This is a genomic window from Pedobacter endophyticus, from assembly GCF_015679185.1.
GTDB classification, from domain to species: Bacteria; Bacteroidota; Bacteroidia; order Sphingobacteriales; family Sphingobacteriaceae; genus Pedobacter; species Pedobacter endophyticus.
Window position 1 is genome coordinate 1,497,441 of record NZ_CP064939.1, and the last position, 15,080, is coordinate 1,512,520.

8 protein-coding genes are annotated in these 15,080 nt (G+C 43.7%); 4 read left to right on the forward strand and 4 right to left on the reverse strand.

Annotated features, from left to right (window positions below; translation table 11 throughout):
• Position 1 precedes the first annotated feature (1 nt).
• From IZT61_RS06095 to IZT61_RS06110, 4 genes are all read right to left on the reverse strand, one after another.
• On the reverse strand, positions 2-292 hold the full coding sequence (locus IZT61_RS06095; RefSeq protein WP_196100289.1) for a hypothetical protein: 291 nt from the start codon (positions 290-292) through the stop codon (positions 2-4).
• Positions 293-312: 20 nt separating this feature from the next.
• Complete coding sequence (locus IZT61_RS06100; RefSeq protein WP_196100290.1) at positions 313-669, reverse strand: hypothetical protein; 357 nt, start codon at positions 667-669, stop codon at positions 313-315.
• 226 nt (positions 670-895) lie between these two features.
• Complete coding sequence (locus tag IZT61_RS06105) at positions 896-1,933, reverse strand: LacI family DNA-binding transcriptional regulator (RefSeq protein ID WP_196100291.1); 1,038 nt, start codon at positions 1,931-1,933, stop codon at positions 896-898.
• A gap of 307 nt (positions 1,934-2,240) precedes the next feature.
• Positions 2,241-6,308 (reverse strand): hybrid sensor histidine kinase/response regulator transcription factor, encoded by a 4,068-nt coding sequence (locus tag IZT61_RS06110; RefSeq protein ID WP_196100292.1) that lies wholly within the window; start codon positions 6,306-6,308, stop codon positions 2,241-2,243.
• 555 nt (positions 6,309-6,863) lie between these two features.
• Between IZT61_RS06110 and IZT61_RS06115 the strand changes: the two genes are divergently transcribed.
• Genes IZT61_RS06115 through IZT61_RS06130 form a run of 4 tightly spaced genes read left to right on the forward strand, consistent with a single transcriptional unit; the run spans position 6,864 to position 15,072 of the window.
• Complete coding sequence (locus tag IZT61_RS06115) at positions 6,864-7,337, forward strand: CHRD domain-containing protein (protein WP_196100293.1); 474 nt, start codon at positions 6,864-6,866, stop codon at positions 7,335-7,337.
• A gap of 16 nt (positions 7,338-7,353) precedes the next feature.
• Entirely contained in the window at positions 7,354-10,164 is a 2,811-nt protein-coding gene (locus IZT61_RS06120) for a SusC/RagA family TonB-linked outer membrane protein (protein WP_196100294.1), read from the forward strand.
• Positions 10,165-10,173: 9 nt separating this feature from the next.
• Complete coding sequence (locus IZT61_RS06125; protein ID WP_196100295.1) at positions 10,174-11,928, forward strand: RagB/SusD family nutrient uptake outer membrane protein; 1,755 nt, start codon at positions 10,174-10,176, stop codon at positions 11,926-11,928.
• A gap of 18 nt (positions 11,929-11,946) precedes the next feature.
• Positions 11,947-15,072: a SusC/RagA family TonB-linked outer membrane protein gene (locus IZT61_RS06130; protein WP_196100296.1), complete on the forward strand. Its 3,126-nt coding sequence runs from the start codon at positions 11,947-11,949 to the stop codon at positions 15,070-15,072.
• Positions 15,073-15,080: the final 8 nt, after the last annotated feature.

A 15,080-nucleotide genomic window follows, 5' to 3' on the forward strand; every position in this document is an offset into this window, starting at 1 on the left:
GTTAAATGTCGCGATCGGGTACACCTGGTTCGGGATCGGGATTTTCTTTCACGTCGTTCAGGTCGGGTCTTTCGTCATCGCTTTCACTCTCGCTTATAGGTCCATCAGAAGGTAAAGAACCGGTATCATCGCCTAATTCGGGCGCTGCAGCATCTTCACCGCTAATATCGGTACCCCCCATGCCGCTCGACTGCCCTGTGTTGGTAATTTCAGGATTGTTGCCTGCATTTTCGCTTGTATCGCCACTGGTAACCTTGTTACCTTCTTGCTCTAATTCTTTGTTTTCGTCCATGATGTTTATTTTTTAATTGTTTAACGTTTGTTGCTCCAATCGGTAAGTAATACACTAACCAGCCCGACGCTAAGCAGCGCCAGGTTGAAGCGAAAAATTCTTTTATCGGATTTTATTTGCTCACATGCGCTCAGGAGTGCAATGCCGGCAAGGTTCAGTACGTCGATATTTCGGTGCATGTGTAATGGCAGCAGCCGCTTTAACGCAAACCTGTAATCAGTTAGCGCACCATAGAGCAGCACTTCCACGCCAATAGCCTGATATAGCCGCGTTGTATTCTTATTTGCGCCGAGCAACGCCGGAACGGTTAGCGATGCGAGGCCAAAAGCGTAATCGGCAATGCCATGTGCCGAAGGCGACATTGGTTTCGTTTTCATAAGCTTTGTTTAATTATAGAACCAGTGCAATTACGGTTTTGTTCAACCGAATTGACAAATAGGTATTTCGCCACAATAGTGGTAATTTATACGTTTAATGCGTTCAATGATGGAAGGATGGAGATATAGCTGAAGCATTAAGATCCCCGCCTGCGCGGGGATGACGATTTATCAAAGGATGTGTCGAACTCGCTCGCTTCTGTACCGTACAGTTCGGCCTGCTGCACTAGGAATTAAAAATATTTTGATTAACTGGTTTCGAAGAGTCGCGAATTTCCAGCTTCGCATCGAGTGTTATAAAAATTTTGTCTTTAGATGAATTGTCCGACATTCGGTACAGTAATGTTTCTATGATTTTCGTCGCAATTTCTTCTAACGGCTGCGATATTGCGGTTATTGATGGTTTGAGGTAACGCAACATATCGAGATCATCGAAAGAAACCACGGCCATATCTTCCCCGATTTTGAGTTCGGCTGCGACAAGAGCGTCCAGCCCATCAACACTGAGGTAGTTACACGAAAATATTACGGCATCGAGTTCGTTGTTTTTTAGCAAGAAGCTTTTTATTTCATCAACGCTCTGTTTTTTATTCTGGTAGTTGATTCGTTTTACGCAGGTTTCTAACCCGTGTGTCCGAACAGCGTTTTCATAGCCAATCTCGCGATCTACCATTTGCTTTTCGTCGGTTTCTATAGTTACAAAAGCAATGTGCTTATAACCATTAGCCTGGAGATGATCTACAGCCTGTTTCACACTGTTTTCGTTATCAATCAGAACATAGTCGCTATCAATTGCAGGCAAATATCGGTCGAACAGGACCACAGGAATGCCTGATGCGATAATCCGCTGCACTTCTTCTTCAAGTCCGCCGGGTAAGGCGATGATAAATCCATCGACACACCGCCCGCTAAAAACTTCGAGAATTTCGCTTCCTCTTTTCTTATTGTTTTTTGTACTGCTAAAAAGTATGTTATAACCGTACTCTGAAGCTATTTCGTCGATAAACCTTGCAATTCCAGAGAAAAAAGGCTGCGAAATTTCATCAACGATGAAACCGATAGTCTTTGTTTTTCCAGTTCTGAAGCTTTTGGCAAGTGCGTTGGGCTGGTAATTTAGCTTGGCCACTAGTTCCTCTACCTTTTCAATAAGCTCATCGCTGATTTTCTTTTCCCTTCCTTTTCCATTGATAACAAAAGAAACCGTGGTGGTCGAAGTACCAAGCTGCTTCGCGATGTCTTTTATCGATACTTTCTTTTCTCTCACTTTGAATACTTTATTGTTATTACCTGTCGTCTGCTGCGCTCGAAGTAGCTAAGGTAAAAAAAAAGTGATAAACCGAAGTTTATAACTGAACTTCAGCTGCTTCATCGATGGGTTAGCCAAATGAATGAAACACCAATTAAGAACAGTCGTAGCGAGACGCTACCAATGCTATTAAGTTAAGCTTGTCAATTGTTATCCGATAGCTATCAGATCTGACAATATTTTTTCGTTTTATCCTTAACTTAATAGCATTGGAGACGCTACGACGAGTTGAGTTGATCTCTCAGGCTAACTACCGCCCATGCTACTAAACCACGTTATCCTGCTTCGCCTTATTAGTCAAATAAGCTTTTGGTGTATAACCGTACTGCTTTTTAAACTCGCGGCTAAAATATTTCGCATCATTGAAACCAACGAGGTAAGCCACTTCCGATACGTTATGAATCTTCGATTCGAGTAAAACGGCGGCCTTTTTTAAGCGGATTGATTTGATAAAATCGTTGACCGACAAATCGGTTATCGCCCTTATTTTTTTATAAAGTACGGGCTGGCTCATCCCCACCTCCTTAGCCAGTTCATAAACCCCAAAATCCTGATCGGTCATCCTATCCTCTATACATTTAATGGCATTGATAATAAATTTATGATCAACGGTGTTAACGGTTACATCCTGCGGTTGGAGCGTTACCTGCTCACTAAATTTTCTGCGCATATTTGCCCGCGATTGCAAAAGGTTTTTCACGTTCAACAAGAGAAGCTCCACGCTAAAAGGCTTGGTAATATAACTATCAGCCCCTGTTTCCAAACCGCTAACCTGCTGCGCATGTGCAGCCCTTGCGGTTAACAATATCACGGGGATATGTGCCGTTCGCACATCATTTTTAAGCTGCTTGCACAACTCCAATCCATCCATAACGGGCATCATCACATCGCAAACAATTAAATCGGGTATGTGCGTACTGGCCATTTCCCACCCATTTTTACCGTCTTCGCTTTCCAAAACCTGATAAAATGCACCTAATGTGGTTTGCAAAAGCTGTCTGATCTCTGCATTATCCTCAACAATCAATACCGTTTCCTTATTTGGATATTTTGCGGATGTAGTTTCGTTAACAACAGTTTCGGGCGGAAGTACAGGCGAATATAACGAATGATTGTGTGCTGCATGCTCCTTTTCGTTTGCTGTTTCGAGCCCATTATTCCCTTTCTTTAAAACAACCGTAAAACAAGTGTCGCCCGCTTCAAATTCAGTTTCAGGCTTACTTTTTAACAACAAATTGCCGTGGTGTGCATTTACAATACTTTTTGAAAGGGCCAAGCCTATGCCCGAGCCGATATGTGCCACTCCGGGACTCTCGACCTGAAAAAAATCGCTGAACAATTTATCCCGGCTATGCTCAGGGATTCCGACGCCATTATCCCGCACTTCAATGCAAACCACATCTTGATCTTCGGTAATGAGGATCCGAATTGACCCATTATTTTTGGTAAACTTAAAGGCGTTGGAGAGCAGGTTAAAAAAAACCTTCTCCATTTGGGTTTTATCAAACCAAATCTCGGTCGATGCCACCTTGGCTACAAAGGTGTAGGTAATGTTGCGGCTCTCGGCCAGCTGACTGAAGGACTGATAAATTTCGTGCACAAAATTTACAATATCCTGTTTGGCTGCATACAGCCTGAGGTTTCCGGTTTCAGTTTTTCTAAAATCCATCAACTCATTAATCAGCCGCATTAACCGATCGGCGTTTTGCTTAATCGGCACCACCTGTTGGTGTATTTCGGGCAGGTTATGGCTGCTTTTTAAGAGTCGCTCCAAGGGCCCAAGGATCAGGGTAAGTGGCGTTCTGATTTCGTGAGAAACGTTGGTAAAAAACCGCAATTTCATTTGCTGTATATCTTTGGTGCGTTTCAACAGCGCCCGGAGGAACAAAAATCTCACCACCAAAAAAAGAATGGCAGAAAACGCTATAAAATAAAGCAGGTAAGCCCACCACGTTGCCCAAACGGCAGGTTTAATAATCACCTCGGTAACTGAAACGGCCTTCCCGGGAATACCATCATTATTTGTTGCCTTAACTAAAAAGCGATATTTGCCGGCAGGAAGGTTGGTGTAGGTAGCACTCGGTGTAGCCGTGTAGTTCCATTCGCGATCGTAGCCCGCTAAAAAATAGCCGTACTTGTTCTTATCTGGTTTAACAAAGTTTAACAAGGCAAACTCAATGGTAAAGTGGTTTTGATTGTGTTTAAACACCAATTTTTTCGAATCGTTTATGGGTGCCCGCAATAATCCATCGTCGCCATTAACCTGAACAGGCTGGTTAAATAGCTTGAGTTCCGTCAAAATAAGTGGCGATACATACTTGTTCAGCTGAATATCCCTCGGGTAAAAGGATGTAAGCCCGTTTATTCCACCTAAAAAAATCTCCCCACGGCTATCTTTAAAGTACGATCGGGCGTTAAATTCATTGCCCGCCAGGCCATCGCTCTTGGTGTAATTTCTAAATCTGCCCGTTGCTGGGTTCAGCTCCGAAAGGCCGTTCGCTGTGCTGATCCATAAATTCTGTTTCTCATCCTCAACCACACTTAAAACATTATTGTTAATCAATCCGTTATGTTCGGTATACGTTTTAAACTGATTGGTTTTGGGATGATAAATGCTCAGGCCACCAAAATAAGTTCCGATTAAGATATGGCCAGCGCTGTTTTCTGCAATGCAGTTAATATAATCCGATTGTAGCTTGCCTTCCCTTGTTTCGTCTCTGTAAAATTGGGTAAACTGCTTTGTAATGAAGTTAAAACGGTACAGGCCAGCATTGGTACCAATCCACAAATCGCCTCGGCTGTCTTCAAAAAGATGCTGAATCGTTTTGTTAACCAAGTAACGATCCAAAGTGCTTTTGGTGGTTTGCGCCGGATATTTGCCGTTTTGCTGACGTAGCGTAGTCAACCCGTTTTGTGAACCTACCCAAACCGTTCCACGGCGATCGACCTGCAGGGCAACAATTTCTGCCGAGCCAATTGCCCCCGCGCTGTTCTTTACGTTTTTTACATGTTGAAATCGTCCCGTTGCCGGGTCAAAGATATTTAAGCCGCCGCGGTGCGTACCAATAATCAGCCTGTTGCTTCCCCTACCCTCGCTAACCATCATTTTGATCAGGTTTGAACTGATGCTGTTCGGATCTTCGGAGTTGGTTTTGTAGCTTTTAAAGCTATTCGTTTTTCTATTGTAGTAATTGAGTCCACCACCTTCAGTACCGATCCACAGGTTATGTTGGCTATCCTCTACCATGGCGCTGATTACATTGCCGCTGATACTGGGCGTAAACCTGCTGTTGCGATACACCTTAAACTTGGTTGTAACGGGATAAACCATGTTTACGCCACCAAAATAGGTACCCACCCAAGTGTTTTTGTTTCTATCGATAAAAATACTGTGAATGGAATTATGGCTGATGGTATTGTTGATTTCGGGATCGTGCTGATAGTTTACAAACCTGAGGTTTTTAGGATTGAGGATACTTAAACCATCTTGTGTACCTACCCACAGCTGGCCGTTTGGGTTTGCAACCACCTCCCGAATATCGTTGTGAATAAGTGAATGAGGGTTGCTGTTATCGTGAAAAAACACTTGCATACTACCGCTTAATGGATGATATCGGCAGAGGCCATTGGCTGTGCCTATCCAAATATTGCCCGCATCATCGGCCGTAAGTGCAGTGACATAATTGGATGGAAGCGCTTGCCTAAAGTGCATTTTACGGCATTCATATTTTCCGTTTTTTAAATTGATGGTAAAGATTCCGTTGCCCGTGCCTACCCAAACTTCACCATTTTTAGCTTTAAAAATGGCGTAAATGCTATTTGCCGGATCGTTTGGTTGGTTGCCGAAACGAAAGGTTTTAAACCGATCGCTTTTATCGCTCGTCAACAGGTTCAACCCGTTTAAGGTACCCACCCAAATCTGCTTGTTCCGATCTTGATAAACAACTTCTATACCCTTGCTGCTTAGTCCTTTAATTAGCTGAAAATCGTCGGTTTTTTCGTTATAGCGGTTTAAGCCTGCAGTTGTGCCCACCCAAATCGTTCCTTTGGTATCGGTAAGGATCGAAGTGATTTCGCCATTTGAAATACTGCCAGCGATTTTTGGATCGTGCTTGTAGGTTTTAAAGTGATGTCCGTCGTACCGATTTAACCCCTGTCTGGTGCCGAGCCAAATCAATCCCGTACTATCTTGCGCAATAGCAATTACAGAATTTTGAGATAAGCCGTTCTCCACGGCCAGATTTGAAAATGACAATTGAGCCTTAGCAGGAAAAATTGCAAGCGAAATCGACAGGCAGAGCAAAACTTGAACGAGCCGATTACACTTCATCATTAATGGAAATATTTTTTTTAAGGACTCAGTAAATATATAAAATTTCTTTTCAGCGAGAAATGAAAGCACAGGGTAGGTGGAATTGATGCCTGTGGTTTATCATTTTGCTGGTCGGTGGGGACACCGACCAATAGATAAAAAGTTATCCAAGAAAGGTCAGTTGCTTATGGCCTAGAGAAGTCAAGTTTTTAAAACTTGACTTCTCTTACACTCGCCTTATTCTACTGGTTGGTGTCCCCACCAATCAAATGTGAATCACCCAGATTATTCGCTTTCATGCGGTAAATCATTCCCAAACCATCCTATTTATTCAATTTTCTACCATTTTCTTTTAAATATTCATCTTTTTTTAAAGCCAAATAGCCCAGTTTTGATTTAACCAAATGAGCATCGCTACACTTTATAGTTCAAGGTACTGCCAGCGATTAACATGACAACCAACTAATAAATTACCCTAACCTAACTATGCATTAACCAACCAAAAAACCCAAAAAACCAACACGAATCGATCGTTTGACCCTGATCAATTCAAACTAACCCTAAACAACCAAACTCATGAAATCAATCTCTTTTTTAAAGGGGGTCAGGGTGCTATGCCTTTGCCTACCCTTGCTGTTATTCTCTTGCAAAAAGGAAGATACTTCAGCCATTTACACGCTGAGACAGTGGAAAGTAGACTTAACTACAGGCAATGTTTTACCTGCTATTTCGGGCAGAACCGACCATGCGGTTGCTGTATTTTATTTAATGACCGACAATAAGCTTTACTACTACCTGTATTTTGATAGCCCACTAAACAATAACGATGTTCCGCTTAAGGGTAGCATTTATACGGGCGCAAACGGAACAAGCGGCACCGTATTAATTGAGCTGGCTAACGAAGCCTTTGACGCCAACAGGGAGGTAAAAGGCGCTGTTGAGCTTAGCCAACAGGTTATTGCCGACTTAAATACCAAAACCAATTATTTGCAGATCTCATCCTCGCAACAGCCAAACGGACTGGTAAGGGGCGCAATGCAATCTTATTAACCCTTAAGCTTATATCATGAATAAAACAACTACACCTTTTAACTTCAAAATCGTTGTAGCTTGCTTAGGGCTGTTTCCGGCTTTAAGCTATGCGCAACAAACGCCCACCAAAACGGTAGATAGCACTTTGATTAAGCGATACGATCAAAAGAACTATCAGCAAAAAGAGCTGGGCGCCTGGAATAGCACCATAAAAAAGGAAAACCAGATTGAGGGCGTTGCAACTATTTACAGCGACGACGTAAATTCTACCCCGGTTTCGGATATTACCAGCACCTTGGCAGGTAGGATAACGGGTTTGTATACCGTGCAATCATCGGCTCGTACCGGTTTCGATAATTCGGTGTTAACCTTAAGGGGGCAAGCGCCGCTAATTGTGATTGATGGTGTGGTGCGATCGTTCACCAGCTTTAATCCCGACGATGTGGAGAGCATTTCCGTATTTAAGGATGCTTTATCGGCTTCGATGTACGGCCAGCGATCATCGGGCGGCGTGGTTTACATCACCACCAAAAAACAGGCTTACAATAACCCCTTCGAGATCCATTTCGGAGCCGAATACGGTCACCTCGAAAATCTGTTTACCCCCAAATTTTTAACCGGAGGAGATTACGCCCGAATATATAACGAAGCACAACAAAACACCTCGCCGGGCAGTACGCCGCTATATAGCGATGCCGTAATTGCTGCCTACGATAACCGAACGAACGATCCGTTTTTGCAACCCAACAACAATTGGTACGATCTGGTTTATAAAAAGAACAGCGCCCAAAAGCGATACAACGTTGGCGTTGCGGGCAAATCAGAAAACTTTAAATATTATGCCAGTTTAGAGAATTTTAACTCAGACGGAAACTTTGTAACCGACAGTAAAAACAACTACAATACCAACAACTTTTACAAGCGATACAACATTAGAACCAACGCCGAAATTAAGTTTAACGATGATATTTCGTTACAGCTGAACATATTTGGCTCAATAGAAAACAACAATCAGCCCGGCGGTTTTGCGACCAACATCATGAACTTGATTTACAGCACTTCGCCTTTGGCTTATGCCGTAAAAAACCCTGATGGTACCTATGGCGGAACCGCTTCCATTACCAGCAATATTTTGGCCAACACCATTGATGCCGGGTACATTAGGGCAACAACGCGTTCCATTAACTCGGATGTCGCGTTAACCTATAAGCTCGATGATATTACCCCCGGTTTGTGGGTTAAAGGCGGTTTATCCATCAACAATTACTACAATGAGTTTATCTCCAAAAACAAAACCTTTGCCATTTACTACCCAACGGTAAACGGCAGCGATGTAAGCTACACCAAATCGGGCACGGATGGAAATGTGGGCTTGGGAACGGGCAGCTTTAACCTCGATGCACAGCTTAAGCAAACCTACTATAATTTTATGGCCGGGTACGACAGAAGCTTCAACGATCATCATCTGCATGTGCTCGCTACCTACAATGGCGACAATAGCTTACTATCAATCGGGCAGCTGAACCAAATTTTTAAGACCGCGGGCTTAGCGTTGAAATACAATTTTAAAGAGAAATATTTTGCCGAAATGGGCAATGCCTACGGAAGCTATAACCGCTATGCGGATGCCAAAAAATGGATCTATTTACCCTCAATTGGTTTAGGCTGGCAAGTATCAAAAGAAGACTGGTTTAACACCAATACCGTAAACTTTTTAAAGCTGAGGAGCACTTTCGGCTTAACGGCCAATGCCAACACGGCCGATTATTATTCTTATTTACAACGATACTCGCTCAATACCACGGGCTATGTGTTTGGAACGGGCCTTACTGGGGTAGCTGGCGCAGCCGAAATGGGCCTGGCCACGGTAGGCGTTGGGCCCGAAAAAGCACAAAAATTTGAGATCGGTGCCGATGCCGCCTTTATCAACAACAAGCTAAACGTAGGCTTAACCTACTACAACAACAAATATTACGATCTTTTACTCGCGAAGCCATACGCGTCGACCATTATCGGCAAGCCCTACCCTAGTCAAAACCTTGGCAAAACACGTTTTACGGGCTTCGAGGGTACAATAGATTTTTTAGGAAGAGCGGGCGAGCTGGGCTACAAGATCGGCTTAAACGTAAGCGTGCAAAAGAACAAGCTGCTTGATGCCGCAGAGCCTAACTTGCCTTACCCTTGGATGTATGCGGCCGGGCAACCTGCCGGACTATTCGGTTATGAGGCCATCGGATTTTATAAAAGTGGTGAAACTGCCGCTAATACGGCAACATTATTGGGGTATAGCCCCGTTCCAGGCGATATTAAGTATCGCGATTTAAACGCCGACGGGGTAATCTCAACACTCGACCAAAAGCGGATTAGTGGCGACAAACCGCTTGTTTTTGGCGGACTAAATCTTTCATTTAACTATAAAGGATTTGATTTAAAAGCGCTTCTTCAAGGGGTCGCTAACCGAGAGATTATGATTGATCCGACCTCGCAACTGGCGCTAAACAACAACACGGGTTATGTGCTTGATTATACCACTGAAAACCGTTGGACACCGCAAAATCAAGAAAACGCAACCTTGCCTCGCTTAACGTTAGGTACCAATGTAAACAACAACCAAACATCAACCTTTTGGTCAAAAAACGGCAATTACCTCAGGCTTAAAAATGTAGAGCTTGGCTATAGCTTGCCCCGTCAGCTCACCAATAAACTGAAGATTAAAAGCCTCCGGTTTTTTGTAAACAGCTACAATTTATTAACCATAAGCCAGTTGGATTTTGATCCGGAATCGTACTTGAGCGGCTTCCCCAATCAACGCGTAATTAACGGTGGTGTATCATTAACATTATAGATGAATAGTATGAAAAAGTATTTTACAGTTGGCCTTTTCGCCTGCTTTTTAACGATAATATGGGGTTGTAAAAAATTAAGTGAGGATTCGCCGCTCGAGGTTACGGGATTGGAGTATGTTTTCGATTCAAAAGACTCATTGGGCGTAAATGCAGAGCGTTTTTTAAACAACATTTACTCGGGTTTACCAAACGGCTATAATCGCATTAACAACAACATTTTAGATGCGGGTACAGATGATGCCATACCCAACGCAGTAGGCGATATTGTGCAGTATTATAGCAATAATGGCATCAGCCCAACCAATATTCCGGATAATGTTTGGGCAAAAAACTACGAGAATATCAGAAAGGTGAATATTTTCCTCGCCAATATCGATGTAGTGCCGCTTAATTTGCCCGGTTACAAAAACAGGTGGAAGGCCGAAGCCCGCTGCTTAAGAGCCATGGCCTACTTCGAATTAATTAAAAGATGGGGCGGTGTGCCAGTAATAGGCGATAAAATATACAACGCAGGCGAAGTGGTCGATATTCCGCGGAGCACCTACCAGCAATGCAGCGATTATATTATTGCGGAGCTTGATGCCGCCATGCCCTTTTTATTAACCGCAAACAACTCGGTAAACGGAACATTTGCATCTAATTTTTATGGGCGATTTGGCCGTGGCGCCGCCATGGCGTTAAAAAGCCGATTGTTGCTCTACTTGGCCAGCCCGCTGAACAACCCCACAAACGATGTAAGCAAATGGGCCAACGCAGCAGCAGCAGCCAAAGCAGTAATGGATAGCGTAAGTGCCACCAAATTTACGTACACGCTACAAAATGCAGCCACCACGGCACATTATACCAATACCCAATTAACCCCATTGGTTCCAACGGCAGCACTAAGTAGCTATACCGTTAACGTAAACAAATTCTTAAGCATTTTCAGCACCGCAAGTAACAACGAGATTATTTTGCCCTACATGGCTACCAATAACTCAACCGTCGAAAGTGCTAACGATCCCGTTGGCTATACACGTGCCACAGCTACATCGGGCAAAACCAATCCTACGCAAGAACTGGTAGACGAGTATGAAATGACGAATGGCAAACAGATCACCGAAAGTGGTTCGGGCTACGATCATACCATGCCTTATTATAACAGAGACCCGCGTTTGCCCGGAACCGTTATGTTCGATGGCTTGTATTGGCTAAACCGAAACGTACAAACCTACGATGGCGGTTTGGATAGACCTTTTGGCTATGGCAGGGTTACCAAGGGCGAAACCCGCACAGGTTATTACCTGCGCAAGTTTATGACCAGCAATTCGAGTGCGACCAGCTATTCCAATTACCCGCATGTATTCCCGATTTTTAGGTATGCCGAGATTTTATTGAATTATGCCGAAGCTCAAAATGAAGCAGCAGGACCCGACAATACCGTTTACAGCGCCGTAAACGCCATCCGCAACCGAGTAGGGATGCCAGGTTTGCCAGCAGGATTAACGCAGGCGCAAATGCGTGATAAAATCAGGCACGAGCGAAGAGTGGAGTTTGCCTTTGAGGAACATCGCTTTTGGGACATTAGGAGATGGAAAATTGCGGGCAATGTTTTAAACGGAACGCTACACGGCATTCAGGCCACGCTAAATAATGGCGTTAAAACCTACAAAGTGGTTGATGCTACAACGATAATGTTCGATGTGAACAAGATGTACCTGTTTCCCATTCCGCTAAACGAGGTAATATCGAACAAATCAATGGCTCAAAATCCTAATTGGTAATCCTTAAAGATGAAGCACATGAAAAAATTTATAAAACTATTTGCCTTGTTTGTTGCGCTCATGGCTAGCCACGCCACTTTTGCACAAGTAGGGAAAACAATAACAGGTACCATTTCTGATAACAGAGGACCTTTACCTGCCGCAACCATATTCGAAAAAGAGTTTACAAACAACGGTGTATCGACAGATGAAAATGGAAAGTTCAAGCTGAAACTCCGCGGACAGCAAGGCATTATCGTGGTAAAATCAATCGGTTATCTTTCTCAGGAAATCAATGTATCAACCAAAACAACCGTTAATGTATCGCTAAAGGAAGATGCAACGGGTTTAGAAGAAGTGGTGGTGCTGGGCGTTGGGCAAACTACCAAAAAGATAACCTTAACGGGTGCTGTAAGCTCAATTTCGGGTACGCAAATCAGGCAGAGCCCTTCGGCCAGCTTACAGAACAGCTTAGCAGGACGCTTGCCGGGGTTTTTCTCGCAGCAACGTAGCGGGCAACCGGGTAGAGACGGCGCCGATTTCCAAATTAGGGGAATAAGCACCTATTCGGGCGGTACCACGCCGTTAATTATTGTGGATGATGTGGAAGTAACGAGCGATCAAATCAGCCTGATCGACCAAAACGAGGTAGAAAACGTTACGATTTTAAAAGATGCCTCAACAACGGCCGTTTATGGTGTTAGGGGCGCAAACGGCGTCATCATTATCACCACCCGTCGTGGTGCCAGCGGTAAACCTACCTTAAACTTTAAAAACGAAACAGGCCTGCAAACACCCACGCAACGCCCCGTTATTAACGATGGTTATACAACCTTAAACTTATTACGCGAACGTTTAGCGGGCTTGTACACCAATCCGTTAACTTCTTATGCCGATTACTTTTCGGGCGATAACCTGCAACATTATCTCACCAATGATGATCCCTACAATCATCCAAACATCAACTGGTGGGATGAAGTGATGAAAAAGGTAAGTATTCAAAACCGGATCAATTTTGATATTTCGGGCGGAAACAATACCGTAAAGTACTTTGTCAACTTAGGTTATTTGTATCAGGGCGGTTTATTTAAAGATTTTTCTGAAGATCAGGGATACAACTCAAACTATTTGTACAACCGATACAATTTCAGATCGAACATCGATATTACGCCCAATAAATCGCTGAAGATCAAGATCGATTTATCGGGCAGGTTTGGTGTAACCAACGAACCGAACGATAAACCCTGGAACAATGGCGGAACAACCTTTCAATACTTATGGAATGGCGAATTGTCGTCCTTTTTATATCCAATTTATTGGCCAAATGGTTTAATCGCCAGTTCATCATCATCACTTACCAAGCCAAATCCCGTGGCTAATTTGATGTATTCGGGCTATAACCGTTCGTATGGGAACAATATATCAGCGGTTACCAGCGCCAATCAACAGCTCGATTTCATTACTCCCGGTTTATCGGCCAATGTATTACTGGCCTTTTCAACCGATTACTCGTTCAGCTCAAACTTAACCCGAAATTCGGGTGAGATTTTGGCCTACACCTACGATCCCGCAACACAACGCTACAATCCGGTAACCGCCAACCTCTACAGGATGGGCGCTTTAACCCGCTCATCATCAAGCACATTAACCAAGAAAAACCTGAACATTAGGGCAGGATTAAACTACAACCGCGATTTTGGAAAGCACAACATTGGCGGTTTGGCCTTAATTAACCGAACAACCTCAACCGTGTTGCCTGTAGGCGCATCAACAGTTACTTTGCTTGATCCATATAATATTCAGGGCTTTACCGGTAAGGTTAATTATGCTTACAACCAAAAATATTTGTTAGATCTTACCGCAGCGTATAATGGGTCTGACAGGTTCGAATCGAGCAAGCGTTACAAGTGGTTTCCGGCGGTAAGTGTGGGCTGGAATCTCGGCGAGGAAAGCTTTGTTAAGAACAACCTGAAGTTTATCGATTTCTTTAAAATCAGGGCCGCTTACGGTATCACCGGAAATGATAATATTGGCACTTCGACCTTTGCTTATCAAAAAACCTACACCACTGGCGCAAGTGGGGCCATTTTTGGCGAAACGCCACAAAGTTACACCGGAATTATTGAACCAACCCTGGGCAACACAAACATTACGTGGATGACTACCGAAGATTTTAATGCGGGTATCGACATGAAGTTGTTCAACAACAAGTTATCGGTAACGGTTGATTATTTCAGGAAACTGACCAAGGATATTTTAACCACGCCGGGCTTAATTCCGAGCTCGTTCGGCGCTGCCCTACCGCCCTATAATCTCGGTCGTGTGCAAAACAGAGGCTACGAGTTGGATTTGACCTACAGAGACAAAATCGGCGAAAACATCGAGTTTTTTGTCAATACCAACCTCACCTTTGCCAAAAACAAGGTATTGTACCGTGATGAGCCCGCTTATTTATATGATGGATTGGCCCTGACCGGAAAACCTGTAAGTGCTGTTTTTCAATATACTTACGATGGTTTTTATCAAAGCTTGGCCGATTTATATACAGCGCCCCGCCTGGCAGCATCTACGCCGCTATCCTCGCTACAGTTAGGATCGGTAAAATACAAAGATTTAACAGGCGATGGCATCATCAATGCCAACGATAAACAATATATTGGCAACAATAACCCCAATTACACAGGCGGATTAAGCTTCGGTTTTTCTTACAAAGGCTTCGATATTTCCACCTTGTTTCAGGGATCTTTCGATTACATCATCAATATGAACAGAGGCGCCTTTGCCTATGCACGTCCTGATCGTGTTTCTGTACCGTGGAACTTAAACCGCTGGACACCCATTACCGCCGAAAACGCAACTTTCCCCGAGTTATCGGGCAGTGCCCAAAACGGCTTTGATGGAAGCGGCTCTTACTGGTCAACATTTTGGTTTGTAAAGGGCGATTATATCCGCTGGAAAAACTTCGAACTCGGCTATCGGTTTCCATCAAGCTTCAGCAAAAAACTGCATGTAAACAACATCCGCGTGTATGCAAATGGCTATAACATGGGCATTGTTTACACCAAATTACCAACCTCAGTCGATCCCGAATCAGCCTTAACTTCATCTGCTGGTGAGTATCCGCAACAACGCGTGTTCAATTTTGGGGTTCAGTTTGGCTTATAAACAGCAGT

Coding starts and splice junctions, on each gene's coding strand:
- IZT61_RS06095 (WP_196100289.1), bottom strand. CDS start 292: ATGGACGAAAACAAAGAATTAGAGCAAGAAGGTAACAAGGTTACCAGT.
- IZT61_RS06100 (WP_196100290.1), bottom strand. CDS start 669: ATGAAAACGAAACCAATGTCGCCTTCGGCACATGGCATTGCCGATTAC.
- IZT61_RS06110 (WP_196100292.1), bottom strand. CDS start 6,308: ATGATGAAGTGTAATCGGCTCGTTCAAGTTTTGCTCTGCCTGTCGATT.
- IZT61_RS06115 (WP_196100293.1), top strand. CDS start 6,864: ATGAAATCAATCTCTTTTTTAAAGGGGGTCAGGGTGCTATGCCTTTGC.
- IZT61_RS06120 (WP_196100294.1), top strand. CDS start 7,354: ATGAATAAAACAACTACACCTTTTAACTTCAAAATCGTTGTAGCTTGC.
- IZT61_RS06125 (WP_196100295.1), top strand. CDS start 10,174: ATGAAAAAGTATTTTACAGTTGGCCTTTTCGCCTGCTTTTTAACGATA.
- IZT61_RS06130 (WP_196100296.1), top strand. CDS start 11,947: ATGAAAAAATTTATAAAACTATTTGCCTTGTTTGTTGCGCTCATGGCT.